We start from the raw sequence: 24,728 nt of genomic DNA, 5'->3' as shown, positions 1-24,728 counted from the left end.
CTTTCCGCCCAACGAGGTTTCGACCAATGCCGGCCAATACGACGAAACACAGATATGCCGCCCTGGATGCGATGCGCGGCCTGGCGGCATTCGCGGTCGTCGTCTATCACCTCGACAGGCCCTATGCGCCTTCGGCCTATATCGCGGTCGATTTCTTCTTCGTGCTCAGCGGCTTCGTGATTGCCAGGGCCTATGGTGAAAAACTCGCAAGCGGCATGACCGTGCTGGCCTTCATGAAGGCTCGCTACGCGCGTCTCTATCCGCTCTTCCTCATCGGCAGCGTCTACGGCCTTGTGCAATTGCTGCTGCACTGGCAGGCATCCGGTGTTGGGCGGGCCGATCTTGCCGCGAGCATCCTTACGACCATATTCATGCTGCCTTCTCCAAGCTTTCTGACGCGGTCGGCCGGATACATCTTGGCGCTCTACCCGCTGAATGGTCCCGCCTGGTCGCTGTTCTGGGAGCTGTTGGCCAATCTGGTATTCGCACTGGTGCTGTTCAGGCTGAAAACGCGGAGCCTCATCCTCATTGCCGCCGCATCTCTGGCGATGCTGATCGTCTCGGTTTTTTTCCACAAATCGCTCGATCTCGGCTGGGAATGGCACTCTGTGGATGGCGGCCTTGCCCGCGTCTTCTTTTCCTTCACGCTCGGGATGATCATCTACCGGCTTCGAAGCAGCACCGCGATTGGCTGGACCATGAACAGCTATGCCGCCCTGCTGCCCATTGCCGTGATCTTAATCTTGCTGTTTCTCCCCACCTATTCGCTGAAATATGCGCTTATCTTCTGCATCCTGATCTCGCCGCTCATCGTCCTTGCCGGCACCATGCTCGAACTGCCGGAGAGGCTGCAGCGGCTCGCAATCTTTCTCGGCTATCTCTCCTACCCGATCTACATGTGCCATCGCGGCTTTACCGAGATCTACGGGCATCTGATGCGCAATATCCACTTGCCGCAGCCCGTCTACATCGCGATCTATCTCGTCGCAATTTCCGTCATTTCGCTCATCTCGGCCAAGCTTGCGACTATTCTTGTCAAGTACGCGTCCTCTTTGAAGGACGCGCCTAAAAGGCTGGGCGCGACTTCAAGCCAGTAGCATTGCCGTTCACGTGTGGACGGCGGCAAGTGCGATGGCATCCGCAACATATTCGCGCCGTTCCAAGAGTTTGGCCGTCGCGACACGCAAATGGCTGCTGGGCAGGATCGAAAACTTGGCACCGGGATGCACTGCAATGCCCCGGGCGGCAAGCGTCACCATTGCGAAGGGCTCCGACGAGACCGGCACCCAGGCACATAGTCCTTCTCCATGCCACGCATCGACGCCGCGCTCGCGAAGCGCATCGATGAGGCCTGCGCGGCGTTCCCGATAGGTCCTGCGGGCATGATTCAGGCACGATGCCGTCGCTGGATCGCGCAGCAGCCAAGCAGCCGCCGCCTGCAGAATACGGCTGGTCCAGCCGGAACTGAAGCTGCGATAGGACTGGATCTGATCGACGATCGCCCTTGAGCTCGACAAGACCGCGAGGCGTAGGTCAGGCCCGTGCGTTTTCGAAAATGACAGGATATGGATAACCCGATCGGGAAAGAGATGCCCGAGGGAATGGCGCGGCGCGATCGAGATATCGCCGATACCATCGTCTTCCACGATCAAAGTATCCTTGTCGCGAAGAATCTCCGCGATCCCTATCATACGTCCCGGGCTCACGCTCTGGCCCGTGACGGAATGGATGCGCGGCTGAAAGATGAAGGCGACCGGGCGATATTTCAGCGCGTCCTCCAGCGAGGCCGGCAGCGGGCCCTCTTCATCGCATTTCACCGGAATGATGCGGGCGCCCCGGTCCTCGAGAATATCGAGAAGCCGCATGCCCGTGGGGTCCTCGATCGCAACGGCAGCACCGGGCATGACAAGAGCGTTGATCAGGGTGTAGACGGCATTGTAGCCGCCATTGGTCGCCAGGAACGCCTCCGGCTCATAGGGCCATGTCTTCCTGACCTCGCGCTCAAGCTCCGGCAGGATGCGGCTGCGCTCGTAGCTGTTGAGATTTTCCGCCGAGGCGCCGTAGGCCATCGCCGCCTCCAGCTTCGGCAGCAGCTGCACATCAGGAACGGCTGCCGTCAGATTGAGGGCATCGGAACCGTAGTCGCCGACGCTTGCCAGCCGTGCCGGCTTGGCGACAAAGCGGTCGCCGCTGACCCATGTGCCGTTCCTGCCGCGTCCGCTGATGATCTTCTGGCGCCTGAGCTCGCTCCAGGCTTCGGACAAGGTCGCGGGGCTGATCCCAAGGGCAAAAGCGAGATCGCGAATGGGCGGCAATTTGGTGCCAACAGGCAGCGCGCCGGCGCGAATGAGCGCGCTCGTCTCCAGCGCGATACCGCGAATGGTCCGATCGCTCAATTTTTTGGCAAACCATTTCGCGTCCCGATCTTCGCTCATTTTTTCGCGCCATTTTTAATGTTCAATAACGTAATAACATTTGATCGACCGATATTGAACATTTACTCGTTGAGAAAACAAGTTTTCCCGCGAGTGAATTTCATGCCCCTTACTCTCCGCCTTGCCGTTCGTGACTGGGACTATATGACCCCTCTGGTGCTGGGTGACGTCTCCTCCCCCAAGCTCGATATTAGGGTGGACCGGGTCGGGACGCTGATCTCGCATGTCGGCAAAAGCGACACTTATGATGCCGCCGAAACCTCCTTCAGCCGTTACACGCAGATGCGCATCGACGGCGATGAGAGCGTGGTCGGCATTCCAAACTTCATCATGCGCGGCTTCCGTCACCGCTGCGTCATCACCACCAAGGACAGCCCGATCACGAGCTTCGCCCAACTGCCCGGCAAGCGCATCGGCGTCACCGGCTGGCGTGACTCCGGCAATACCTGGACGCGGGCCGCACTGCGTCGTGAAGGTGTCGGCGTGGAAGATGCCATGTGGTATGCCGGCCGCCTGACCGAAGCCCATCCGATCACCGATCGCCTCGACGGCTTTGGCCGCCCCGGTCGGATCGAGGCGGCACCCGGCGAAAGGCCGATGGTGGATCTGCTGAAGGAAGGCAAGCTCGATGCGATCTTCACGCCCTTCATGCCGGACGGCTATTTCGCCGGCAACTCCGGCTTCCGCCAGTTGCTGCCGGATTTCCGCTCTGCCGAACATCGCTATTTCGCCGATGTAGGCTATGTACCGGGAATGCACCTGATCGGTTTCAAGGCGGCGTTTGTTGCCGAACATCCCTGGGTCGTGGGCGAGTTGAGCGCCCTCATCGATGAATCGCAACGCGTCTGGCTCAGCAAGCGGCGCAAATATGCCGACACCACGCCCTTTATGCTCGACGAACTGTTGAAATCGGCAACTGAGCTGCCCGAAGGCTGGGATGCGAGCGGCTTTACCGCCAACCGCAAGATGATCGCGGATTTCGCCGGGGAGCTGCATGTGCAGGGTATCCTGCCGCGGCTGATGACCCCGGAGGAACTCTTCCCGTTCGATGTCGACGGCAGCCGGACGAGCGCTGCCTGACCACCGCCTCAAAAATCAGAGACACAAAGCAAAAAGGGGAATGAACATGTCGCTGAAGAAAATGACCTACGTCGCCCTGGCAAGCCTGATGATGTCGGGCGCTGCCTTTGCCGAGGATGCCAGCCTGCCGAAACTCTCGGTCAACAAGGATCTGCAGGCCAAACTGCCGGAAGCGATCCGTACATCGGGCAAGATGATTTCCGTCAACAACGGCTCTTTCCCTCCCTATGAAATCGTCACCGGCACTAAGCTGACGGGCGCCAGCGCCGATCTGACCGACGCGATCGGCGAGGTGCTTGGCGTCAAGATCGAGCATGAGAGCGTCAGCGGCCTGCCTGCCATCCTGGCGGGCATCAATTCCGGCCGCTACCAGTTCGCCTTCGGCCCGATCGGCGATTTCAAGAGCCGCGAGGAAGCCAATGATTTCGTCGACTGGGTGCAGGAATTCGTTGTCTTCGCCGTTCAGAAGGGCAATCCGAAGCGCATCACCTCGCTCGACAGCGCCTGCGGCCAGCGCATCGCCGTTATGGCCGGCGGATCGGCCGAAAAGGTGATCCAGGTGCAAGCCGAGAAGTGCAAGACCGATGGCAAGGGTGCGATCGAAGTTCAGTCCTTCACAGACCAGCCGAGCTCGATCCTCGCCGTTCGCTCTAAGCGCTCCGATGCCTTCTTCTCCTCACAGGCCCCACTCACCTATTTTGTCTCGCAGGCGAATGGCCAGCTGGAACTGACGGGCGTCGGCCAGAAGAACGGCTTCGAGGATCTCTATCAGGGCGCCGTCGTGCCGAAGGGCTCGCCTCTCGGTCCCATCCTCAAGGATGCCGTCAAACTTCTGATGGACAATGGCACCTATGCCGCCATCATGAAGAAATGGGGCCTTGAGAACAACATGATCAAGGAACCCGGTATCAATCTTGGCGGGACATTGCCGAAATGAATACGAATTCCAGAAACAACGCATCGCCTTCTGGCGATGCGTCGGAACGGGATGTGGCGAATGCCCACACGCCATTCCCGAAGGGTCGTGTGGCCGCTTGGGTCGTCACGCTTGCGATTGCAGCCTATTGGGCGTGGTCGGTCGCCCACAATGAAAACTTCGGCTGGCATGTCGTCGCCCAGTACTTCTTCGATCCCGTCGTCATCAGCGGCCTCTACGTCTCACTCGGCCTGACCGTCGTCGCCATGGCGCTCGGCATCGCCTTTGGCCTGCTGCTGGCGATTGCCCGCATGTCGAAGGATAGGCTGGCAAGCACGCTCGCCTCGCTGTTCATCTGGTTCTTCCGTGGCACGCCGCTGCTCGTGCAGCTGATCTTCTGGTACAATCTTTCGACGCTCTTCCCGACGCTATCGATCGGCATTCCCTTCGGCCCGACCTTCGTCAGCTGGGATACCAATTCCGTCATCAGCCCGATGACGGCGGCGATCGCCGGCCTGGCGCTGAACGAAGCCGCGTATATGGCCGAAATCATCCGTGGCGGCCTGCTTTCGGTCGATAGGGGCCAGTTCGAGACCGCTGAAGCCTTCGGCATGACGAGAAGCCGGGCTCTTCGCCGCATCATCATCCCGCAGGCCATGCGCTCCATCGTGCCACCAACCGGCAACCAGCTTATCAGCATGATTAAGGCGACCTCGCTCGTCAGCGTCATCGCCATGGCAGACCTGCTCTATTCCGTGCAGTCGATCTACAACCGCACCTTCGAAGTCATCCCGATGCTGCTCGTCGCCGTCATCTGGTATCTGCTGATCACTTCGGTGCTCAATATCGGCCAGAGCTATATCGAGCGCCATTATAGCCGCGCCGACCGCCGCTCCGGTGGGACCAAGGCGGTAACGGAGGATGCGCCGGCACTCCTGCCGGTTCAGGAGGCGTGCCAATGAACGCTCCGATGAACACGCCAATCAGCACCGTTGCCGACTTATCGCCGCTGGTGCGGGCGCGCAACGTCCACAAGTCCTTCGAAAACCTCGAAGTCCTGAAAGGCATCGACCTCGAAGTGGCGCCAGGCGAAGTGGTCGTCATCCTCGGCCCCTCCGGGTCAGGAAAATCCACCTTCCTGCGGTGCATCAACCATCTGGAAGCGATCAATCGCGGCTCGATCGAAGTCGATGGCGAGCAGATCGGCTACCGGCTGAACAAGGGCCGGCTGGTCAAGCTCTCCAACCATGCGATCGCGCTGCAGAGGCGCAAGATCGGCATGGTGTTCCAGCAGTTCAATCTCTATCCGCATATGACGGCGCTGCAGAATGTCATCGAGGCGCCGATCGGCATCCATGGTGAAAGCCGCAAGCAAGCAACCGAGAATGCGCTGGCATTGCTTGATCGCGTCGGGCTTTCAGCCAAGGCTCACAATTACCCTCGGCAACTCTCCGGCGGCCAGCAGCAGCGCGTTGCAATCGCCCGAGCGCTGGCGATCAAGCCGAAGCTGATGCTCTTCGACGAGCCGACGTCCGCGCTTGATCCGGAACTGGTCGGCGAAGTGCTCGCCACCATGCGTGACCTTGCCAAACAGGGCCTGACGATGATCGTTGTCACCCACGAGATCGGCTTTGCCCGCGAGGCTGCAGACCGCGTCGTCTTCATGGATGGCGGCAAGATCGTCGAACAGGGCAAAGCGGAGGACGTGATCGGCAATCCGCAGCACCCGCGCACCAGAAGCTTCCTGTCGCGCTTCATCTAGCGCGATACACCTATCATCAGTGAAGCCCGCACGCTCTATGGCGAATGGCGGCTCAAGCGAACCATTGGAATAGCCATGACCCTCGACAACGATTTCGCCCGCCTCTCCGATTTCGAACCGATGAAGGCCGAACTGACGGGCATCCGCCAGCATCTGCACGCCAATCCCGAGCTTTCTTTCGAGGAAGCGGAAACCGCACGTTTCGTCGCTGAAAAGCTGGAGGCTTGGGGCTACGAGGTCACCCGCAATGTCGGCGGCCACGGCGTCGTCGCGCGCATGACGGTCGGTGCCGGCAAGAAGAGCATCGCGATCCGCGCCGACATGGACGCCCTGCCGATCACTGAGCAGACGGACGTCCCCTATGCCAGCAAAACGCCGGGCAAGATGCATGCCTGCGGCCATGACGGCCACACCACCATATTGCTCGGGGCTGCCGAATATCTCGCCCGCACCCGCCGCTTCAACGGCACTGTGAACCTGATCTTCCAGCCGGCCGAGGAGGCCGGCGCGGTGAGTGGCGCTCCGGCGATGATCAAGGACGGGCTGTTCGAACGCTTTCCCTTCGATGTCATTTACGGGCTCCACAATCACCCCAGCGCGCCGGAAGGCACCTGGCTGTTACGCTCCGGCCCGCTGATGGCCGCCGCCGACACAGTTGAAATCACCATCACAGGCAAGGGCGGCCATGCCTCGCGCCCGCATCTGACCATCGACCCGGTGGTTGTCGCCTGCAACCTCGTCGTCAGTTTGCAGACGATCGTTGCGCGCAGCGTCGACCCGACGCAGACGGCTGTCGTGACCGTCGGCGCCATCCACGCCGGCGAAGCTTCGAACGTCATTCCGGAGAGCGCGAAGATGCTGCTCACCGTCCGCTCCTTCGATCCGAAGGTGCGCGAGCTGCTTGAAGCCCGCATTCGCAAGCTGACGGCCTCCATCGCAGACGGCTATGGCGCGAGCGCCGAGATCGACTACGTCCACGGCCATCCAGTCGTCGTCAATTCCGAGAAGGAAACGGAATTCGCGCGGATGGTTGCCGAGGAACTTGTCGGCGCTGAGAAGGTCAGCACCTGCGGCCTGATCCCCGGCAGCGAGGATTTCTCCCACTACCTGGAGCATAAGCCCGGCAGCTTCCTGCGCCTCGGCAATGGCTTGAACTCAGCCATCCTCCACAGCGCCAAGTATGATTTCGCCGATGAAAGCCTCACCGTCGGTGCGGCTATGTGGGCACGTCTGACCGAGCGTTATCTCGACGGCTGAACCAGGTCTTATCTCGATCGCACGAGGAGCCGGCGCCGCCACGATTAAATAACAGCCCTGGCAATAAGCCGGGGCTGGCCCGTTTTCTGGATGTCATAGAAAAAGGCGGAATGCGATGCTCTCAACAGCGCCGCAAGACCTGTGAACACGGTGCGATTCCTGCTTTTATAAATACTACTTATCGAGGGATCCGAGACTATCGCCCGTTGCAGGCGCTGTATTTGCAGGCGTTTCAGTCCCCAGCCCGGTTTCCAGCTGCACATTCTGAGTCTGCATTACCCGCCACTCATTTTCGAGGCGATCAATGACATACGTAGGAATTTCATTTCTTACGCTTTCAAGCTCTTGCATCACGACCTCCATTGTCATGCGTTACTGGCATGACATGGAGGAGTTTCTTTGTAAATCAAGGTATTAAAATATTTAAACGATTAAAATATTTTCAATCGTTTGAAATAGCGCCTACTGTGGAAAAGTTTCCAAGAGCGTTAATGCGAGCTGCCGAGCCTACGGGCGCAAAGCCGGGTCATCCACGGCACTAGGGCGAGCTTGGCGAGCAGCCGGCGGTTGCAATCGGCTTTCAAGCTCCAGATCTTGCGCGCGCCAGAACGAATCATGTTGTTCGCGCATGGCATTGGCCGCCTCACGAACCACTTCGGAAATCTGCAAGAGCTGCTTGGCCAGAGGGCTCGTCCTGCGCCAGATCATGCCGATGGTGCGTGAGGGCTGCGGGCTTTGGAAGCGCACCGTCGACACCGAGGCCGAGCGGGTTTCCACGACTACCGCCATCTCTGGTATCAAGGTGACGCCGATGCCGGCGCTGACCATCTGCACCAGCGTCGACAGCGAGCTGCCGTCCATCAGCTCCCGCGGCAGGGCTGAATGGATGTTGCAGAAGGAGAGCGCCTGATCGCGGAAGCAGTGCCCTTCCTCCAGCAGCAGCAGCCGCATTTCGCGAAGCGCCTCGCGGTTGGGCACTGGCTTGCCCTCGTCTTCACTTGGCCGCACCAGAACGAAATTTTCCGCAAACAGCGGCACTTCAGTGAGCGATGTTTCGGAGATCGGCAAAGCGACGATCGCCGTATCCAGCCTCCCCTCCTCCAGCTCCTCGACCAGCTTCGAGGTCAGGGTCTCGCGCACATGGATATCAAGCCCCTCATAAATACGGGTGAGGTTGCCGATGATGCTCGGCAAAAGATAGGGCGCGACCGTCGGGATGATACCGATCCTCAGCCGACCCACGGGCTGATTGTGCGATGCGCGGGCAAGATCTCCCAGCTCGTCGACGGAGCGCAGGATGTCGCGGACGCGAATCGCGAAGGCCTCCCCGAAATTGGTCAGTCGGACCTGGCGCGCGCCTCTTTCGAAGAGGTCCGTGCCGAGCTGCTCCTCCAGTTCCTTGATCTGCATCGACAAAGCGGGCTGAGAGATCGCGCATAGATCGGCCGCACGTCCGAAGTGGCCGAGCCGAGCCAGCGCTTCGAAATAGCGAAGCTGTTTGAGCGTAAAGTTTGCCATAAGCGCATCTTATCGCGTCAATCAGGAAATCCAACTTAAATTAATGGAAAGGCTTGGCTATAGTGCCGCGGCAGAGATGAGATGCGGCCGCCTGTCATACGAAGCTCATATGAGAGCATTGACTGCGTCCAGTTCATCGATGCACGGGCCGGTCGGAAGGCAGGGGGACCCAAGCTTTGCCTGCTTCCACGTCTCCGTTTCACGCGAGGCCAGAATAACGAGAGATTCATGCGTCTGACATGTCGCTGCCATACCCAATTTGGAACCGGGCCATTTCCCGGCGGGCTGGCAAAGCTCCTTCTCCGGTCGTCACAAATCAAATCATCGTAAGGGAGAGTATCATGGATACAAAAGTCGAAACTGCCGGCAAATGTCCGTTTCCGCATGGAAACACGAGCGTTTCCGCACGTTCGAACCGGGACTGGTGGCCGAATCAGCTGAACCTTCGGATTCTTCACCAGAATTCGGCGCTTTCCAGCCCGATGGGGAAGGCATTCAACTACGCCGAGGAATTCAAGAAGCTCGACCTGGAGGCCCTTAAGAAGGACCTCACCGCCCTTATGACCGATTCGCAGGATTGGTGGCCAGCCGACTTTGGTCATTACGGTCCGCTCTTCATCCGCATGGCCTGGCATAGCGCCGGTACCTACCGCACGGGCGACGGCCGCGGCGGCGCCTCCTCCGGCACGCAGCGTTTCGCTCCGCTCAACAGCTGGCCGGATAACGTCAACCTCGACAAGGCTCGCCGTCTCCTCTGGCCGATCAAGCAGAAATACGGCAACAGCATCTCCTGGGCCGACCTGCTGGTCCTGACCGGGAACGTCGCGCTGGAATCCATGGGCTTCAAGACCTTCGGCTTCGGCGGCGGTCGCGAGGATGTCTGGGAGCCGGAAGAAGACATTTACTGGGGCGCGGAAGATACCTGGCTCGGCGACAAGCGCTACAGCGGCGATCGCGATCTGGAAAACCCGCTCGCAGCCGTGCAGATGGGTCTCATCTACGTCAATCCTGAAGGACCGAACGGCAATCCGGACCCGCTTGCAGCCGCACGCGACATCCGCGAGACCTTCGCCCGCATGGCGATGAACGACGAAGAAACCGTCGCCCTCATCGCCGGCGGCCATACTTTCGGCAAGACCCATGGCGCAGGCGATGCGGCCCATGTCGGACCTGAGCCAGAAGCAGCCGGCATCGAAGAACAAGGCCTCGGCTGGAAGAATAGCTTCGGCACTGGCAAGGGCGGTGACACGATCGGCAGCGGCCTCGAAGTCACCTGGACCTCGACACCGACCAAGTGGAGCAACAATTTCTTCTGGAACCTGTTCGGCTATGAATGGGAACTGACGAAGAGCCCGGCCGGTGCCCATCAGTGGGTGCCGAAGCATGGTGCTGGTGCCGGCTCGATCCCGGACGCGCACGACAAGTCCAAGCGACACGCTCCTGCCATGCTGACGACCGACCTCGCCCTGCGCTTCGATCCGGCCTATGAGAAGATTTCCCGCCGCTTCTTCGAAAATCCGGATGAGTTCGCCGATGCCTTCGCCCGCGCATGGTTCAAGCTGACCCATCGCGATATGGGTCCGCGCGTCCGTTATCTCGGCCCGGAAGTGCCGAGCGAAGAGCTCATCTGGCAGGATCCAATCCCGGCTGCCGGTCCCGCATCGATCGATCCCAGCGATGTCGCCGCCCTCAAGGCCGAGATTGCTGTATCGGGTCTCACCATCCCGCAGCTGGTTTCGACCGCCTGGGCTTCGGCTTCGACCTTCCGCGGCTCCGACAAGCGCGGCGGTGCAAACGGCGCTCGCATCCGTCTTGCTCCGCAGAAGGATTGGGAGGCCAACCAGCCGGCCCAGCTCGCTTCCGTGCTGGCGACGCTCGAAGGCATCCAGAAGAAGTTCAATGATGCTCAGACCACCGGCAAGACGGTATCGCTTGCCGATCTCATCGTTCTCGGCGGCTCGGTCGCTATCGAACAGGCTGCTAAGAAAGCTGGCCATGACGTGGTCGTACCGTTTGCTCCGGGCCGTACTGATGCGACGCAGGAACAAACCGATGTCGAGGCCTTCGCCGTTCTCGAACCGATCGTCGATGGCTTCCGCAACTACCAGCGGCAGGCCTACACCGTCTCTTCCGAAGAGCTGCTGATCGACAAGGCACAGCTGCTGACGCTGACGGCGCCGGAAATGACCGCCCTCATCGGCGGTCTGCGCGTACTGAACGCCAATGTCGGCCAGAGCCAGCACGGCGTCTTCACCAAGCGTCCGGAAACGCTGACCAACGACTTCTTCGTGAACCTGCTCGACATGGGCACGGAGTGGAAGGCCGTTTCGGATGCCAAGGACGTCTTCGAGGGTCGCGATCGCGCAACCGGCGACGTGAAATGGACCGCGACGCGCGTCGATCTCGTTTTCGGCTCCAACTCGCAGCTGCGCGCGATCGCCGAAGTCTACGGCCAGTCCGATGCTGAGAAGAAGTTCGTCCAAGACTTCGTTGCGGCATGGACCAAGGTCATGAACGCCGACCGCTTCGACATCGCTTGATGTGAGCTGAATTATAATCCGGGCGCGGCTTGCTTCAGGCCGCGCCTGGATCATGTCTTTCACAACGCTTCCGAAGCGGGGCGGCTTTCTCCCGCCTAATACCCATCGCGATTGGCGGCAGCGGCCCAGATGGCACCGACCCAAGCGGCCGCGATTGCGAGCACAAGAGCAAAGCAGGCGACGAAAGCTCCGGCCGAGACAAGCTTCGCGGCAATCGCGGCTGCCTGAACAGCTTGAGCCTTGGCTTTATCGATGGCCTGATGGTACTGCTGCTCGTATTGAGCCACCTCGTTCTTCGCCTGATCGACCGGAATATTCTGCGCGCGAGCCAAAGCGTCCGCGGCACGGGCGCGTGCCTCATCGGCCTTGGCAGGATCGCCGGTCAACACGGCTTGAACGGAGACGGCCGCCGTCTGGCGCAATGCCTGCGGGTCATTGCCGCTGTTGCGGATCTGCTCCTCGATCGCATCAATGGGATTGGGCATGTTGCCCATAGCCGGCGCAGCGCCGACCGCTACTGTATGAACTGTCTTACCAGCACCGGACAGGAGCTCGGTTACTCCGCTGAAAGCACCGCCAACCACGGTTCCGATCGATGTCGTCAGCAGATAGATGACAATCAGGGTCGAGACCGCCCAGGAGGCAATCCCATGCAGGCTTCCGATCGTGGTCGAGATTGATCGCGAAAGCCGGCTTGCGATATAACCGCCGACGAAGGACGCAATCAGGCCTGAACCGATGAACCAGGCGGCGCCGGAAAGCGAGGCCGTGAGGCTGGGCGCATTCTGGCCACCGCCAGGATTGACGATGGCTGCGCCGATGCCGATGCCCAAAAGGCTAAGCACAATCTGCACGGCAAGCGCCACCGCGCTCGCCGCAAGGATCGCGCCCCAGGATGTTCGGCGCATGATCGGCATATCTTCGGATGTCGTGAAAGGGGGATTGTAGCTGACGGATTCACTCACGGAACTGACCTCGCGACGAGTTTATAGGAGCGGGTCGCAATCTGCTGACCCGCTGATTTTTTGAATTAATAATGACCATGGAGGTGGCAACGGCGCGTCTGTGGATGGCGTCGCCGTTGCCGGCGCCTGTCAGCTGGCAGGGCTCAACTGCAGGCGCGAGACGCCCGCCGCCACGTTGAGGCCAGTACCGGCCTCCGCGCTCAGCGGCTGGAGGGCAAAATTCTTGGCATTGCCGCCGATCAGGACATTGGCGCCGAGACCCAAGCCGACGGAAGCGCCTGCCGAGGCTCCGACATAGGTGCCGGCCAGAGCGCCGTCCCTGATACGGGTCGGAGCGGTATTCACCACGATCCAGCTCAGATAGCTCTTGCCGGTGATCCCAACATCGATCCCGAGCTTGCCGATCGTCCCGGCATAGCGCTCGACCTTGCCGCTGCGCTGCTTGAAGGTGCAGCTGACCTTCTTGCTGGAGCCAAGGATCATTCCGACGCCGCCTGCGACTTCGCAGGAGAGCGTGCCGAGACGCTCCTTCGGTTGGGAGGCGATCTCTGACGATTTCTTCTTCGGATGATGGATGCTAGCAGCGGCGGCAACCGAGGCAAAGGCAACGGAAATGGTCGCGGCCACAATGAGCAATCTTTTCATGATTTCTCCTTCAGGAGCTTGAGTGCAGCCGTCTCTCCGGCCTGCATTCGTGTGGCTAAGCGCCGGTTCGAGCGGATCTCACGATCCCCGATCGGCGCGGATGACTATGTTGTTGATGATGCGAATTCCGGCATATTCGCCGGCAATATCGAGTGCCTGCGCACGAGCTTCGTCGGACGACGCAATGCCTGACAGGACAATTGTACCCTCCGTCGCGGCAACCTCGATATGCGAGTCTTCGAGCCCTTCGGCATAAGCGATCAAGCAGCGGATAGCCGCGCAGGTTGCGCAGCTATCAGACGATGTCGTCAGCGATGACAGGTTGGCTAGAAAAAGCATCGGAAGCCTCGACAAATCGCGGGAGCATGTTTCGCAAGCAGAAAAGCTTTAGCGAAGCGCGTTCTTGATAGCGTCCTTGGCCTTGCCGACCTTGGCCTGGATCTTTCCTTCGACCTTTTCGGCTGCGCCTTCCGCCTGGAGCCTGTCATTGCCGGTCAGCTTGCCTGCAGCCTTCTTGATAGAGCCGCTTGCTTCCTTGACTGCGCCTTTGATGCGATTCTTGTCCATTTCTGATCTCCTTGAGCTTTGTTTCAAAAGAGGAGGCATCGGCATCGGCCGAAGCCATGAACAATGAATTAGGGCGGCAATGGACGCCCTTGCAGAGCAGAATCTACTATTCGCGTTAGTAGAAAATAGCCTTTTTAGGCTGCGATGTGCCTCCGTGCACCGGCGGCGCCGGCTGAAAGCAGAAAGCCCAAGTCTATTTCGACTTCTTCCCCTTCGAGGCCGTCGGCAAACCGGTGAAGCCGCGCTCTCTGGCCCAGATCACAGCCGCCGAGCGTCGGTTGACGCCGATCTTCGCATAGAGCGATGCAACATGGTTGCGGATGGTATTTCTAGAGAGGTGCAGTGTCTCGCTCATTTCCGCATCGCTTTGACCTCGGCAAATCAAGGCCAGGATCTCCCTTTCGCGGTCGCTGAGATCGAGAAGCTGCGCCGAGGGCACCTTTCCATTCGACACCTGCCGCAGGGTCGCGAGCCGATCGACAACCGAGCGGCTGAACCAAGAGGTGTCGGCCATCACGCTTTCGATGGCTTCGATCAGTTCGGCTTCGCTGCGCCTGCGCTCGGTAACATCCTGCAATGACCAGATGACACATTGTTGGTCGTTGATCTCGACACGCTCGGCAGAGACCAGGCAATCCGCAACGCCGCCGCCCTTTTGCGTCATCCGCATCAGCTCGTCGCGAAGCGGGATGTTGTCGACCAGTTTGCGCTCCATCGCCCGCCGGGCGGCGACCTCGCCCCAGAGGCGCAGCTCGCCCGCCGCCTTGCCGATGACCTCCTCCAAGCTGTAGCCGCAAAGCTGCAGGAAGGCGTCGTTGACCTCGGTGAAGACGAAATCGTCGAGGCGCGAAATGGCCGCCGGCGCCGGTGAAAGCCGGAATGATTTCGAAAAGCGCTCCTCACTCTGACGCAGTGCATTCTGCGCCTTTCTTCGTGCGTCGAGATCGGCAAAGGTGAACAACATGCAGGCCTCCTCGCCGACCGCGATGGGCTCGCCGGCGACGACAACGAGCCGGTCGCCACTATCGGGCAAAGGGATCAACGCCTCGCGCTGGCGGATCAATCGGCCTTCCACAAGCTTCGCCAACGCATCCTCGCCCGTATCGCAGTTGGCAAACAGACCCATTTCATCCACGGACTTCCCGATGACATCTTCCTTGGCATAGTTCGTCATTTCGACGAAACCCTGGTTGACCCGGATGAAGCGAAGGTCGTCGAGGCGGCAGATCAAACCGGGCGCCGGATTGGCATTGAACGCTCTCTCGAAACGCTCCTCCGCCTCAAATAGCGGCGTCTCGTCGCGAATGATAAGGGCAAGCACATCCGGACGGGCGCCGGCATCGGCAATGACCAGGCTGCGAACCGTGTGAACCCAGACGAGATCCAGATCGGCAACGGGCGATATTTCGACAGTCACCTCCTCGACCGTTTCGCCCTTCAACAGGCGCTCGATCGGGTATTGCCCCTCCTCCAGCAGATGGTTGTTGCGGTAGCGCAGCGTGAAAGCCTGCCTGTAGCCCGCCGCATCGCCGCCCAGCTCCTCGATGGTCGAGATTCTGTGCATCTGCAATGCAGCACTGTTTGCCCAGGAAATCTCTCCCTCGGGATCGAGCAGGATGATGCCGTCGCTCAACCCGGCAACGAGTTCGCGCAAGACGTTTCGGTTCACGTTCGGCGGCTGTATTCCATCGCTCATGCAATGCCTCATATGGACGACTGGCGATTTAGATAGGAAGGCCAGCCGATAAGAGAAGCGATTGCGACGACAGCACATGCCGGTGCCAGCCGGAAAACGGCCTGAGGCCGTTCCTCAGTCTACACAGGACAAGGGCGCGACATTCTGCAACGACAGCGGCAGGGCAATGACGGGATTGGGGATCGTAAGCGCATCCAGCGTCGCCGTCTGTTCGGGCGAAAGCCGGACTTCGAGCGCACCCATATCCTCATTGAGCTGTTCCAGTGTATGGACGCCGATAATCGTCGAAGATACGCCAAGGCGCGCCATTGCCCAGGCAAGGGCGACGCGTGCGGCTGTCGTACCGAGTTCATCGGCAACGCGGAACAGGGCGTCGACGATTTCAAGATCCTGCTCGTCGGGCCTTTGCGCCAATTGCGCTGCATGTGCTGTTCTTGCGCCCGTATTGTTGGCACGCGTATATCGGCCGCTGATGAGGCCGCCGCTCAATGGCGAATGCGAGACGACGCCAAGCCCCAGGCCGCGTGCCAAGGGAATGAGCTCGATTTCAAATAGCCGTGCGGCAAGCGAATATTCGATCTGCAAACCGATGAATGGAGCCCAGCCGTTGGACTGCGACAGGAGATGGGCATGCGCCACCTTCCAGGCCGGCGTATCTGAAATGCCGAAATAACGCAGCTTTCCTGACTGAACGAGATCGTGGAGCGCCTCCAGCATTTCTTCCAAAGGCGCCTGTATGTCCCAATTGTTCAGCCAATAGAGGTCGAGATAGTCGGTACGCAGCCGACGAAGGGTCTCCTCGAAGCCGTCGATCACGGCTTTGCGGCCAAGCCTTTCTCCATGTCGCGCGACATCGAATTTGGCGGCGATGACAAGACGATCGCGCTGGATCGAGTTTTGTGCGACATAACTGCCGACGACCGTCTGGCCGCCCGCTTTCATCGCTCCATTGCCTGTATCCAGATAATTGCCACCGAGTTCGAGATAGCGCGTCAGGATCGCCGCAGGCTGATTTTCATGCGAATGCCGGATGAACCCCTTATCGAAAGTCATGGTCCCGAGCGCAAGCGGACTGACGCGCAACTCCGAGCGGCCGAGTGCGGCATAGTCTTCAAGATGCATGCATAATCCCCCAGCCGGCCTGCAACCGTTACATACCCGTGTAGGTTATGTAAAAGCATCCAGCAAAGGAGATAAGCACCAATTTCCAATTTTACAATTCGGGAATCCGGATAATCGGCCCGATATCGTTCAATTTTGCAATTGCGAAGAGTGAGGAACAGTTCTAGCGCTTGCGTATGAACTCGGTGCGAAGAACCAAACCCTTGATCCCGTCGTAACGGCAATCGACTTCTTCGGGATTGTCGGTCAGCCGAATCGACTTGATAACGGTACCCTGCTTCAAAGTCTGATTGGCGCCCTTCACTTTCAGATCCTTGATGAGGGTGACGGAGTCGCCATCGGCAAGCACGTTGCCGCTTGCATCGTGAACGACAAGCTCCGTGGCGGCGGCAGCCGCTGCCATCTCCGCAGCAGGTCGCCACTCGCCGGTCACTTCGTCATAGATATATTCGTCATTTTGGCTGGTCACGCCAAACTCCATTCTGCAAGTTTCCTGAGCATTCCAAAGCCGGCAAATGCCTGGCTTTCATCTCATTCACGATCTGTGAACGGCATCTACCCGAGACAATCATCCCATGCAACAAGCACGGAGCGAGGAGCCGATGCGGACACTCGGCTTTGCTATTTCAGCTCGGCTGCCGGCCAGGGATTACGGCCCTCCCGAAGCCACGACAGCGTATCGACCCAGAAACCGGCAGCATGGCTATCGTGAAAGAGGCCGAAATGGCCGATTGCATCCCGACCGAAATCAGCCGGACGGAGCAGCACCGGCTGGCATTGCGCGCCGGTATAATAATTCAGTGTGCGGCGAATTGCCGGTACGGTGCCAAGCTCGTCGTCCGAAACCGCAACGGCCAGGATCGATGCTTTGACGGCGCTCATTCGCCGCAGCACCTCCCACCTCTCGCCCACAGGATGGCTGCGCTCGAACCTGGGGCCACGAAAGCTCCACTCGTTTGCCACGCCTTTCGGCAGATCCTCCAGCCAGCCAAGCCGCCGGCCCGGGAAATAGCCGCAGAGCGCAGTCATCGCAGGCATAGCGACATGCCATTTGAGGAATAGAGCGGCCCGCCTGCTGGGCATGTAATCGCCCCACCAGGCATATTGAGCTCCGACCGTCAGCATCCTGTCGATCTCCGGAGCATTCTCAGCCAATCCCGGCAGGAATCCGCCGACGCTATGACCCACCACCAAAAGCGGACCGTTGCGGCGGTGATCGGTCATCAGCCGAAGCGCGGCATCGAAATCCTGCTCGCCCCAATCCCGCCACCGATAACGGGATCGACGCAGCAGTTGCGGGCGCGACTGGCCGATGCCCCGATAATCGAAGGTCAGGACATCGAACCCATGCCGCGCCAGAAATTGCGCATAGCGGTGATAATAGCGCGCGAGAACCCCGGTGGCCGGATTGATGATGACGCTACCTTCTGGCCTTTTCTTCTCCGCCAGCCAAAGGTGGCCACCGAGAACGACGCCATCCCGGCAGGGGATGGAAATCGAAAGACTGCTTTCATTCAAGGATGGTCGAGGTTGCTGGCTCATGGGCGTCAAGATGGAACGATCGCCGCGTTGTGTATATTCACTACCCGGTATACATTGAGCCATGAGAGACAGTTCCCTGCCGACACGCGAGCGCATTCTTCAGGCCGCCGCAAAGCTCTTCCACAGCGACGGCATCCGCGCGATCAGCGTCGACGCCATCGCAGAGAAAGCGGGCGTCACCAAGCGCACGCTCTATTATCATTTCCGCAGCAAGGACGATCTGATCGCCGCCCATCTGCAGGCGCGCGACGAGCCGAACCTTGCCTTCTTCAAACGCTGGTTCGAAGAAACCGAAGGCGACATTTCAGAAAAGGTTGCCGGCATTTTCCGCCAGCTGGGGCAATCGGCGCGCAGCACCAAATGGAAGGGCTGTGGTTTTTTGCGGACTTCGGTGGAACTCATCAACCTTCCCGGCCATCCCGCGTTGGTTGCGGCGCGCGCTCACAAGAAACGCGTTGAGGAGTGGCTGGGATCGGTCTTTATGGAGGCGGGTGCAGGCAACAATGCCCTGCCGCTCGCGCGCCAGATCATGCTGCTCCTCGACGGTTCCTTTGCGGTGGTCCTGCTCCATCGCGATCCGAGCTACATGGAAACCGCTGCTGATGCGGCGGCACGGCTGATTGCCGAACGATTGTCGGATGCAAAGGCGTCCGAGAACCGGCTCTCGGGCGCTGCATAGCAATACGCTCAATGATACTTCAGGCGCTCGCGACCGAGGATGGCGGGTGCGTCCACACCAGCGATCGGCTGGGAAAGATCGCTGGAAATATCGCCGGCAAGCTGCAGGTCGAGATAGCGTGCGCAGCAGACCCGCAGGAACGATGTGAAATTGCCGAGATCGTGGCCGGCGTCGATCGACTCATGGTGCAGCTTGGTAATGAGCTGCACCACGTTCATGCCGTCACGCCGGGCAATTTCCTCCAGCTTCGACCAGAAGAAATTTTCCAGCCGGACGCTGGTCACCATACCGTCGATGCGCAGGGAACGCGTGGTGCTTTCCCAGAGCCTAGCATCGGCCTTGATGAACAATTCGCACATGCGCGTCTCCCTTAAGTTTCAAGCGGCGTTTGCCGCCGACAAAGCATTGGCATCCAGCACGGCCATGAATTGACGCAGCCATGACGGATGCGCCGGCCATGCCGGTGCGGTCACGAGATTGCCATCGGCAACGGCGTCATTGATAGCGATGTCGGCATAAGTGCCGCCGGATAGCTCCACCTCGGGACGGCAGGCGGGATAGGCCGAGCAGGTGCGTCCCTTGAGGACACCGGCAGCACTCAGCAATTGCGCGCCGTGGCAGATGGCGGCAACCGGCTTGTCCGCCTCGAAGAAATGCTGAACAGCCTTGATGACCTCTGGATTCAGGCGCAGATATTCCGGCGCGCGGCCGCCCGGAATGACGAGTGCATCATAGTCTTCGGCGCGGATGCTGGCGAATGTCGCATTCAATGCAAAATTATGACCGCGCTTCTCGGAATAGGTCTGATCACCTTCGAAATCATGAATGGCTGTTGCGACCGTCTCGCCGGCATTCTTGCCCGGGCAGACGGCATGAACCGTGTAGCCGCAGGCAAGCAGCGTCTGGAACGGCACCATGGTCTCGTAGTCCTCGGTGAAATCACCGGTAATCATCAGAATCTTTGCTGCTGGCATCGCATCCTCCCTCAAAACCAACGGACGACAGTCTAGCAAAACGCCTGCGATAGCGGGTATTAGGCGAATACTACACGCCGTTTATGACCCTGCCTATTGCGCCGGCGAGCGGCTGATGTCCGGGATCGCGCAGGCTTCGCCACCGCCGAAGAGGCGCGAACGGGTCAGAAATCGCTTCTCCCGCCCATTGTCGAGCGAGAACATGCCGCCGCGTCCCGGTACGACATCGATGATGAGCTGCGTGTGCTTCCAGGCTTCGAACTGGCTGCCGCTGATATAGACCGGTACGCCGCCGATCTCGCCGAGCTTGACGTCGTTGTCGCCGATCATGAATTCGCTTGCCGGATAGCACATCGGCGAAGAGCCGTCGCAGCACCCACCCGACTGATGAAACAGAATATCGGGATGGTCTTGCTGTATCTCGCGGATAAGCTCGAGCGCCTTGTCGGTCGCGAGCACCCGCGGCGCCGATCCACTGTGATCCATGATGATCCTCCATCACTCCCCGAAAATGCTTGAAGGCTCCCGGCCGCAGCCGGGAGCCTTGTTCGTTTGGTTGGGAGAACTTTAGAAGAAGCCGAGCGCCTTCGGGCTGTAGCTGACCAGCATATTCTTGGTCTGCTGGTAGTGATCGAGCATCATCTTGTGCGTCTCACGTCCGATGCCCGATTGCTTGTAGCCGCCGAAAGCGGCATGGGCTGGATAGGCATGATAGCAATTCGTCCAGACGCGACCGGCCTGGATTTCACGGCCAAAGCGATAGGCGCGATTGCCGTCGCGGGTCCATACACCGGCACCGAGGCCATAGAGCGTGTCGTTGGCAATTTCGAGCGCTTCCTTCTCGTCCTTGAAGGTCGTCACCGAGACGACCGGGCCGAAGATCTCCTCCTGGAACACACGCATCTTGTTGTGACCCTTGAAGATAGTCGGCTTGATGTAATATCCGCCCGACAGCTCGCCGCCGAGATCTGCGCGCGCGCCGCCCGTCAGCACTTCGGCGCCTTCCTGCTTGCCGATATCGAGATAGGAGAGGATCTTCTCCATCTGTTCGCTCGAAGCCTGGGCGCCGATCATGGTCGCGGCATCAAGCGGATTGCCCTGCTTGATGGCCTCCACACGCTTGACGGCCCGCTCCATGAAGCGGTCGTAGACCGACTCCTGAATCAAGGCACGGCTGGGGCAGGTGCAGACCTCACCCTGGTTAAGCGCGAACATCGCAAAGCCCTCGAGCGCCTTGTCAAAGAAATCATCATCCTCGGCTGCGACGTCGGCAAAGAAGATGTTCGGCGACTTGCCGCCGAGCTCGAGCGTGACGGGGATGAGGTTCTGGCTGGCATATTGCATGATCAGCCGGCCGGTCGTCGTCTCACCGGTAAAGGCGATCTTGGCGATGCGCGGGCTGGTCGCCAATGGTTTGCCGGCCTCCAGGCCGAAGCCGTTGACGATGTTGAGCACGCCCGGCGGCAGGAGATCTCCGACGAGCTCGGCCCAGACGAGCAGCGAGGCCGGTGTCTGTTCGGCCGGCTTGATGACGACGCAATTGCCGGCAGCAAGCGCCGGCGCAAGCTTCCATGCCGCCATCAGGATCGGGAAATTCCAGGGAATGATCTGGCCGACGACGCCGAGCGGCTCATGGAAATGATAGGCGACGGTATCGTGGTCGATCTCGCCGATCGAGCCTTCCTGGGCGCGAATGCAGGAGGCGAAGTAACGGAAATGATCGATCGCGAGCGGAATGTCAGCCGCCATGGTTTCGCGGATCGGCTTGCCATTATCCCAGCTTTCGGCCTGCGCCAGCACTTCCAGCTTGTCTTCCATGCGCTGGGCGATCTTCATCAGGATATTGGAGCGCTCGGTGGCGGACGTCCGCCCCCACTTGTCCTTTGCCGCATGGGCGGCATCGAGCGCGGCGTTGATGTCCTTTTCGTCGGAGCGTGGTATCTCGCAGATCTTGCCGCCGCTAATCGGCGTGAGATTGTCGAAATACTTGCCGCCGATCGGCTCGCGCCATTGGCCGCCGATGTAGTTGCCGTATTTCAGCTTGAACGGAGATTCCACGATCTTTTGATGCAACATGCCATCCTCCCTTGGTCGGCAGGTTCGATAAGCGAACCGGATGGGAGAAGTCTGCGGGCATATGGCGGCAGGCGATAGGGGCCGCCTTACATGCTGCAACGCACAGTGTCGCAACTCTGCGACAGCTGCCGGATCGAATGCGCGTTGACTGTGCTTCAGTGCAGATTGAGCCGCTTCATCTTCCGATGCAGCGTCGAGCGGCTCATGCCGAGCGACGCGGCTGCCTGAGAGACATTGCCGTTGGCGCGCGAAAGAGCCCTAAGCAGGGCAGCGCGCTCTGCCTCGATCAGATCCTCGCCCACAGCCCCTTGCCGCTCGCGAAGAACATCGGAAGCTGGAATGCCCGCGGCAATGCGATGATCGTCGAGCTTCAATGCAAGGCGGGCTGCGCGGGTCGCACCGAGCACGAGGTCGTTGCGGTCGACCGCCAGCAGTGCCGAGGTGGACGCGGTATCCGTCGGCACCATGACGAAGCGGGCACCAGCAAAGGCGCTGCGGAAAAGATTGAGCTCGATGCGCACTGCCGCGTCGCGCACCGTCTGCGACAGGATCGCCAATGTCGCATCATTCACGTCGTCGCGGCAGCTCGAAATGTCGAGCGCGCCAGCAAGCTGGCCGCGATGATCGCGGATCGGTGCCGTGGTGCAGCTGAGATTGATGTTGGAGCAGAAGAAGTGCTGGTCGCGGAAGATCGCAACGGCTCGCTCGTCGGCAAGCGCCGTGCCGATGCCGTTGGTGCCGATGCTCGCTTCCGTCCAGATAGATCCGGTCCATAGGCCGAGATCGTGGAACTCCTTGTCGTCGCCGGCAGCACCGCGGCGTTCCAGCGCGATACCGTTGCGATCGGTCAAAAGCAGGCAGCAGCCAGCCTTGCCGACCGCGACAAACAGGCGATCCAACTCATTGGCAGCTTCGGCAACCAGCCGTTCCGATCGCTCCAGCGCCGTTTGAAATTCCTGGCTGGTCAGCCGCATAGGCAGACGCTTCTCCTCCGGCGCAAGGCGATGCATGACCATGCACCGTCGCCAGGAAGCCGCAACTGACGAACTCGCCGCCGCGGATTGCGCCGACGCGTAAACCTGATCCGCATGTGCGGAATAGTCGTGCATTTGGCTCCTCCCACCGAACGCTAACCCAATTGTCGCTAAAAATGGCGATTGAAGCAATCCTCCCGACAGCTTTCACCCCGAATGGCGGAATTCAGCAGCTACCTTGTTGACGGTACGGTCTTTTTCAGCGCCACGCCTTTCAGCCCATGACTGCACAGTCCGACAATCGAAGCTTTCTGGCCGATGCCGTGCATTTTGGCTTGGCGCACAAGCAACCGAGATCTGACCCGCCAATCGAGACCTTTCAGGCGCCTGTCAGCGTGTTGCGGTAGCAGCTTTCCTCAAGGGAAACGGAGCGAAAGGCGATTGGTGAGCCCAGCTCCACGAGCGGCTGTCTCGACATTGATGGAAAGTCGGCTTTATGCAGGCATGGCAGCGAGGCCGAGGGGCCATAAAAGAAATGCTGGGGCGTTCCGCCGACACCGGTCGCAGACGCATGGCTGGCGGCCTTCACTGCTTCTTCAACACCTCGACCATTAAGCCTCCGGCGAATCGCGCATTTCTGGAGCGCCCGATCGTTATCATCGCCATCTTCCTCGCCTTGTCATTGCTCGTCATGTGGGCGGCCGATTATCCCTTGGGCATCTGGATGAAATCGTTTCCCGCGCAATTGCGGGGGACGGCGAAGTGGATCAGCAGCCTCGGCACCGGGCTTCTGGTGCTCTCATTCAGCGGAGCGCTGCTGATATTTGCGATCCTCGCGCCCGCGCACAAACTGCGGAAATCCATGCGAACAGGGGCGGATCTCATCGCGACTGCGGCTGCCTTCGTCTTCCTGGCGGTCGCCGGCGGCGGCATTGTCGATTCGCTCGCCAAGAACATCATCGGTCGCGCCAGGCCGGAACTCCTGGATACGAACGGCGCCTTCTCTTTCCGACCTTTTGCCTTCCACGCCGACTTCGCGTCCTTTCCCTCCGGACATTCGGCAACGGCCGGCGCCATGGCGATGTCGCTGGCGCTGGTCTTTCCTCGCCTTCGCCCCGTCTTCATGCCTGTCGGCGTTCTGATCTGCCTGTCGCGCCAATGGATTGGCGCGCATTGGGCAAGCGACACGCTGATGGGCTGGGGTGTCGGCGTCGCTTTTGCCCTGTGGCTGGCGCACGCATTCGCGCGACGGCGCCTCCTCTTCGCCTATGATGCCAGTGGCCGCTTATGTCCTGGGGAACAATACAAGGCAAGTCTCGCCGTTCTGCGCGCTTTGATCCGACGCATGCCCATCATCGGCAAGAAAACCCTGCCTGCGGCAAAATCGTGCGCGGCTCAGGCTCGCCTCGCATCCAGAGCTCTTGAAATTCGATCCTGATCCCGCAACGGGGACAGCCCTGCCCGCATCGCCTGTCCGCTTCGGCGCCGCTGATGCCACCGGCCTTTCGCATCCGAATACAAAATCGTCGCAATGCAGCGACGGATTTGCTGCTCGCCCTCGTTCAAGCGCTGAAGGGATAACAGCTTGAAGCTCTTCAAGGACGAATGAGGACATCATGAAAAAGATTATTTTGCTGGCTTTTGCCGCGACCGCCTGCTTTGCGGCCATCTCGCCAGCCGAAGCCCGCGATGGATGCGGCATCGGCTGGCATCGCAACCCGTATGGCTACTGCCGCCCGGATGGACGGCCCGTGGTCGTCGTGCCGGCGGTTCCGGCCTATGGCATCTACTATCCCGGCCGCGGCTACTGGGATGGGCATCGCTATTGGGTGCATCGCGAGTGGTGGCATGGTGGCTGGCGTTATCGCTAGCTACTCTTCCGCGATGCACGCGGCCCGATCTCATAGATCGGGCCGCGTGCCAATCGACAGAGCAATCTTGCTTCTCTCCATCCTCCCGCTGTCCAGCCCTGCGATGCAA

26 protein-coding genes are annotated in these 24,728 nt (G+C 60.0%); 10 read left to right on the top strand and 16 right to left on the bottom strand.

The window, feature by feature from the left end; translation table 11 throughout:
- Positions 1-26 precede the first annotated feature (26 nt).
- Positions 27-1,097 (top strand): acyltransferase family protein, encoded by a 1,071-nt coding sequence (locus PH558_RS06980; protein ID WP_285202990.1) that lies wholly within the window; start codon positions 27-29, stop codon positions 1,095-1,097.
- Positions 1,098-1,106: 9 nt separating this feature from the next.
- Here PH558_RS06980 and PH558_RS06975 read toward each other — a convergent pair whose 3' ends face one another.
- Entirely contained in the window at positions 1,107-2,435 is a 1,329-nt protein-coding gene (locus PH558_RS06975; RefSeq protein WP_285202988.1) for an aminotransferase-like domain-containing protein, read from the bottom strand.
- A gap of 102 nt (positions 2,436-2,537) precedes the next feature.
- On the opposite strand from PH558_RS06975, the gene PH558_RS06970 reads away from it, so the two are divergent.
- From PH558_RS06970 to PH558_RS06950, 5 genes are all read left to right on the top strand, one after another.
- On the top strand, positions 2,538-3,515 hold the full coding sequence (locus tag PH558_RS06970; protein ID WP_285202987.1) for a substrate-binding domain-containing protein: 978 nt from the start codon (positions 2,538-2,540) through the stop codon (positions 3,513-3,515).
- Positions 3,516-3,561: 46 nt separating this feature from the next.
- Positions 3,562-4,452, top strand: a complete 891-nt coding sequence (locus PH558_RS06965) for an ABC transporter substrate-binding protein (protein ID WP_285202986.1) — start codon at positions 3,562-3,564, stop codon at positions 4,450-4,452.
- Entirely contained in the window at positions 4,449-5,393 is a 945-nt protein-coding gene (locus PH558_RS06960) for an amino acid ABC transporter permease (RefSeq protein WP_285202982.1), read from the top strand. The genes PH558_RS06965 and PH558_RS06960 overlap by 4 nt, the downstream gene beginning before the upstream one ends.
- Positions 5,390-6,193: an amino acid ABC transporter ATP-binding protein gene (locus PH558_RS06955; protein WP_285202973.1), complete on the top strand. Its 804-nt coding sequence runs from the start codon at positions 5,390-5,392 to the stop codon at positions 6,191-6,193. Before PH558_RS06960 ends, PH558_RS06955 begins: the two co-directional genes overlap by 4 nt.
- A gap of 75 nt (positions 6,194-6,268) precedes the next feature.
- A complete protein-coding gene (locus PH558_RS06950) occupies positions 6,269-7,450 on the top strand; it encodes a M20 aminoacylase family protein (RefSeq protein ID WP_285202964.1) in 1,182 nt (393 codons plus the stop codon).
- A 174-nt stretch (positions 7,451-7,624) separates the two neighbouring features.
- Here PH558_RS06950 and PH558_RS06945 read toward each other — a convergent pair whose 3' ends face one another.
- Positions 7,625-7,801, bottom strand: a complete 177-nt coding sequence (locus tag PH558_RS06945) for a hypothetical protein (protein WP_168192593.1) — start codon at positions 7,799-7,801, stop codon at positions 7,625-7,627.
- Positions 7,802-7,957: 156 nt separating this feature from the next.
- Positions 7,958-8,968 (bottom strand): hydrogen peroxide-inducible genes activator, encoded by a 1,011-nt coding sequence (locus PH558_RS06940; RefSeq protein WP_285202961.1) that lies wholly within the window; start codon positions 8,966-8,968, stop codon positions 7,958-7,960.
- 341 nt (positions 8,969-9,309) lie between these two features.
- Between PH558_RS06940 and katG the strand changes: the two genes are divergently transcribed.
- Positions 9,310-11,508, top strand: coding sequence for a catalase/peroxidase HPI (katG, locus tag PH558_RS06935; RefSeq protein WP_285202960.1), 2,199 nt, complete (start codon positions 9,310-9,312; stop codon positions 11,506-11,508).
- Between the two features lie 95 nt (positions 11,509-11,603).
- Here katG and PH558_RS06930 read toward each other — a convergent pair whose 3' ends face one another.
- The 8 genes from PH558_RS06930 to PH558_RS06895 all read right to left on the bottom strand — a co-directional run bounded on the left by PH558_RS06930 (position 11,604) and on the right by PH558_RS06895 (position 18,045).
- A complete protein-coding gene (locus PH558_RS06930) occupies positions 11,604-12,473 on the bottom strand; it encodes a PhnA-like protein (protein ID WP_285202958.1) in 870 nt (289 codons plus the stop codon).
- Positions 12,474-12,602: 129 nt separating this feature from the next.
- Entirely contained in the window at positions 12,603-13,118 is a 516-nt protein-coding gene (locus PH558_RS06925; RefSeq protein WP_285202957.1) for a DUF992 domain-containing protein, read from the bottom strand.
- A gap of 78 nt (positions 13,119-13,196) precedes the next feature.
- Entirely contained in the window at positions 13,197-13,457 is a 261-nt protein-coding gene (locus tag PH558_RS06920) for a BON domain-containing protein (protein ID WP_113407476.1), read from the bottom strand.
- A gap of 48 nt (positions 13,458-13,505) precedes the next feature.
- Positions 13,506-13,685 carry a CsbD family protein gene (locus PH558_RS06915; RefSeq protein ID WP_285202955.1) on the bottom strand — a complete coding sequence of 60 codons (180 nt, stop codon included), beginning with the start codon at positions 13,683-13,685 and terminating at the stop codon, positions 13,506-13,508.
- Between the two features lie 193 nt (positions 13,686-13,878).
- Entirely contained in the window at positions 13,879-15,381 is a 1,503-nt protein-coding gene (locus PH558_RS06910; RefSeq protein ID WP_113407475.1) for a helix-turn-helix transcriptional regulator, read from the bottom strand.
- Positions 15,382-15,495: 114 nt separating this feature from the next.
- On the bottom strand, positions 15,496-16,503 hold the full coding sequence (locus PH558_RS06905) for an aldo/keto reductase (protein WP_095437008.1): 1,008 nt from the start codon (positions 16,501-16,503) through the stop codon (positions 15,496-15,498).
- Between the two features lie 163 nt (positions 16,504-16,666).
- Positions 16,667-16,984, bottom strand: a complete 318-nt coding sequence (locus PH558_RS06900) for a zinc ribbon domain-containing protein YjdM (protein WP_285202953.1) — start codon at positions 16,982-16,984, stop codon at positions 16,667-16,669.
- Positions 16,985-17,124: 140 nt separating this feature from the next.
- Positions 17,125-18,045: an alpha/beta hydrolase family protein gene (locus PH558_RS06895; protein ID WP_285202948.1), complete on the bottom strand. Its 921-nt coding sequence runs from the start codon at positions 18,043-18,045 to the stop codon at positions 17,125-17,127.
- A gap of 61 nt (positions 18,046-18,106) precedes the next feature.
- On the opposite strand from PH558_RS06895, the gene PH558_RS06890 reads away from it, so the two are divergent.
- The gene (locus PH558_RS06890) at positions 18,107-18,724 is read left to right on the top strand and encodes a TetR/AcrR family transcriptional regulator (RefSeq protein WP_095437011.1); all 618 of its coding nucleotides are present in this window, start codon (positions 18,107-18,109) and stop codon (positions 18,722-18,724) included.
- A gap of 8 nt (positions 18,725-18,732) precedes the next feature.
- Here PH558_RS06890 and PH558_RS06885 read toward each other — a convergent pair whose 3' ends face one another.
- The 5 genes from PH558_RS06885 to PH558_RS06865 all read right to left on the bottom strand — a co-directional run bounded on the left by PH558_RS06885 (position 18,733) and on the right by PH558_RS06865 (position 22,883).
- Positions 18,733-19,083 (bottom strand): ribbon-helix-helix domain-containing protein, encoded by a 351-nt coding sequence (locus PH558_RS06885; protein WP_004124790.1) that lies wholly within the window; start codon positions 19,081-19,083, stop codon positions 18,733-18,735.
- An 18-nt stretch (positions 19,084-19,101) separates the two neighbouring features.
- Positions 19,102-19,698: a DJ-1/PfpI family protein gene (locus tag PH558_RS06880; protein WP_285202939.1), complete on the bottom strand. Its 597-nt coding sequence runs from the start codon at positions 19,696-19,698 to the stop codon at positions 19,102-19,104.
- 93 nt (positions 19,699-19,791) lie between these two features.
- Positions 19,792-20,184, bottom strand: coding sequence for a DUF779 domain-containing protein (locus tag PH558_RS06875; protein ID WP_095437013.1), 393 nt, complete (start codon positions 20,182-20,184; stop codon positions 19,792-19,794).
- Positions 20,185-20,265: 81 nt separating this feature from the next.
- Positions 20,266-21,774, bottom strand: a complete 1,509-nt coding sequence (gene adh / locus PH558_RS06870; protein WP_285202936.1) for an aldehyde dehydrogenase — start codon at positions 21,772-21,774, stop codon at positions 20,266-20,268.
- A 155-nt stretch (positions 21,775-21,929) separates the two neighbouring features.
- A complete protein-coding gene (locus PH558_RS06865; RefSeq protein ID WP_285202935.1) occupies positions 21,930-22,883 on the bottom strand; it encodes a helix-turn-helix domain-containing protein in 954 nt (317 codons plus the stop codon).
- A 400-nt stretch (positions 22,884-23,283) separates the two neighbouring features.
- On the opposite strand from PH558_RS06865, the gene PH558_RS06860 reads away from it, so the two are divergent.
- Positions 23,284-24,186, top strand: coding sequence for a phosphatase PAP2 family protein (locus PH558_RS06860; protein ID WP_285202926.1), 903 nt, complete (start codon positions 23,284-23,286; stop codon positions 24,184-24,186).
- Between the two features lie 178 nt (positions 24,187-24,364).
- Positions 24,365-24,619, top strand: coding sequence for a GCG_CRPN prefix-to-repeats domain-containing protein (locus PH558_RS06855; protein ID WP_113329682.1), 255 nt, complete (start codon positions 24,365-24,367; stop codon positions 24,617-24,619).
- Positions 24,620-24,728 lie beyond the last annotated feature (109 nt).

This window comes from Rhizobium pantanalense (assembly GCF_030182525.1).
Classification (GTDB): domain Bacteria; phylum Pseudomonadota; class Alphaproteobacteria; order Rhizobiales; family Rhizobiaceae; genus Rhizobium.
The sequence above is the reverse complement of the archived record's forward strand: the minus strand, read 5'-3'. Positions and strand labels throughout refer to the sequence as shown.

Coding starts and splice junctions, on each gene's coding strand:
- PH558_RS06860 (WP_285202926.1), top strand. CDS start 23,284: ATGCTGGGGCGTTCCGCCGACACCGGTCGCAGACGCATGGCTGGCGGC.
- PH558_RS06910 (WP_113407475.1), bottom strand. CDS start 15,381: ATGAGCGATGGAATACAGCCGCCGAACGTGAACCGAAACGTCTTGCGC.
- PH558_RS06915 (WP_285202955.1), bottom strand. CDS start 13,685: ATGGACAAGAATCGCATCAAAGGCGCAGTCAAGGAAGCAAGCGGCTCT.
- PH558_RS06875 (WP_095437013.1), bottom strand. CDS start 20,184: ATGGATCACAGTGGATCGGCGCCGCGGGTGCTCGCGACCGACAAGGCG.
- PH558_RS06885 (WP_004124790.1), bottom strand. CDS start 19,083: ATGTGCGAATTGTTCATCAAGGCCGATGCTAGGCTCTGGGAAAGCACC.
- PH558_RS06905 (WP_095437008.1), bottom strand. CDS start 16,503: ATGCATCTTGAAGACTATGCCGCACTCGGCCGCTCGGAGTTGCGCGTC.
- PH558_RS06980 (WP_285202990.1), top strand. CDS start 27: ATGCCGGCCAATACGACGAAACACAGATATGCCGCCCTGGATGCGATG.
- PH558_RS06975 (WP_285202988.1), bottom strand. CDS start 2,435: ATGAGCGAAGATCGGGACGCGAAATGGTTTGCCAAAAAATTGAGCGAT.
- PH558_RS06955 (WP_285202973.1), top strand. CDS start 5,390: ATGAACGCTCCGATGAACACGCCAATCAGCACCGTTGCCGACTTATCG.
- PH558_RS06895 (WP_285202948.1), bottom strand. CDS start 18,045: ATGAGCCAGCAACCTCGACCATCCTTGAATGAAAGCAGTCTTTCGATT.
- PH558_RS06920 (WP_113407476.1), bottom strand. CDS start 13,457: ATGCTTTTTCTAGCCAACCTGTCATCGCTGACGACATCGTCTGATAGC.
- PH558_RS06970 (WP_285202987.1), top strand. CDS start 2,538: ATGCCCCTTACTCTCCGCCTTGCCGTTCGTGACTGGGACTATATGACC.
- PH558_RS06945 (WP_168192593.1), bottom strand. CDS start 7,801: ATGCAAGAGCTTGAAAGCGTAAGAAATGAAATTCCTACGTATGTCATT.
- PH558_RS06900 (WP_285202953.1), bottom strand. CDS start 16,984: ATGGAGTTTGGCGTGACCAGCCAAAATGACGAATATATCTATGACGAA.
- adh (WP_285202936.1), bottom strand. CDS start 21,774: ATGTTGCATCAAAAGATCGTGGAATCTCCGTTCAAGCTGAAATACGGC.
- PH558_RS06865 (WP_285202935.1), bottom strand. CDS start 22,883: ATGCACGACTATTCCGCACATGCGGATCAGGTTTACGCGTCGGCGCAA.
- PH558_RS06890 (WP_095437011.1), top strand. CDS start 18,107: ATGAGAGACAGTTCCCTGCCGACACGCGAGCGCATTCTTCAGGCCGCC.
- PH558_RS06960 (WP_285202982.1), top strand. CDS start 4,449: ATGAATACGAATTCCAGAAACAACGCATCGCCTTCTGGCGATGCGTCG.
- PH558_RS06940 (WP_285202961.1), bottom strand. CDS start 8,968: ATGGCAAACTTTACGCTCAAACAGCTTCGCTATTTCGAAGCGCTGGCT.
- katG (WP_285202960.1), top strand. CDS start 9,310: ATGGATACAAAAGTCGAAACTGCCGGCAAATGTCCGTTTCCGCATGGA.
- PH558_RS06855 (WP_113329682.1), top strand. CDS start 24,365: ATGAAAAAGATTATTTTGCTGGCTTTTGCCGCGACCGCCTGCTTTGCG.
- PH558_RS06880 (WP_285202939.1), bottom strand. CDS start 19,698: ATGCCAGCAGCAAAGATTCTGATGATTACCGGTGATTTCACCGAGGAC.
- PH558_RS06965 (WP_285202986.1), top strand. CDS start 3,562: ATGTCGCTGAAGAAAATGACCTACGTCGCCCTGGCAAGCCTGATGATG.
- PH558_RS06950 (WP_285202964.1), top strand. CDS start 6,269: ATGACCCTCGACAACGATTTCGCCCGCCTCTCCGATTTCGAACCGATG.
- PH558_RS06925 (WP_285202957.1), bottom strand. CDS start 13,118: ATGAAAAGATTGCTCATTGTGGCCGCGACCATTTCCGTTGCCTTTGCC.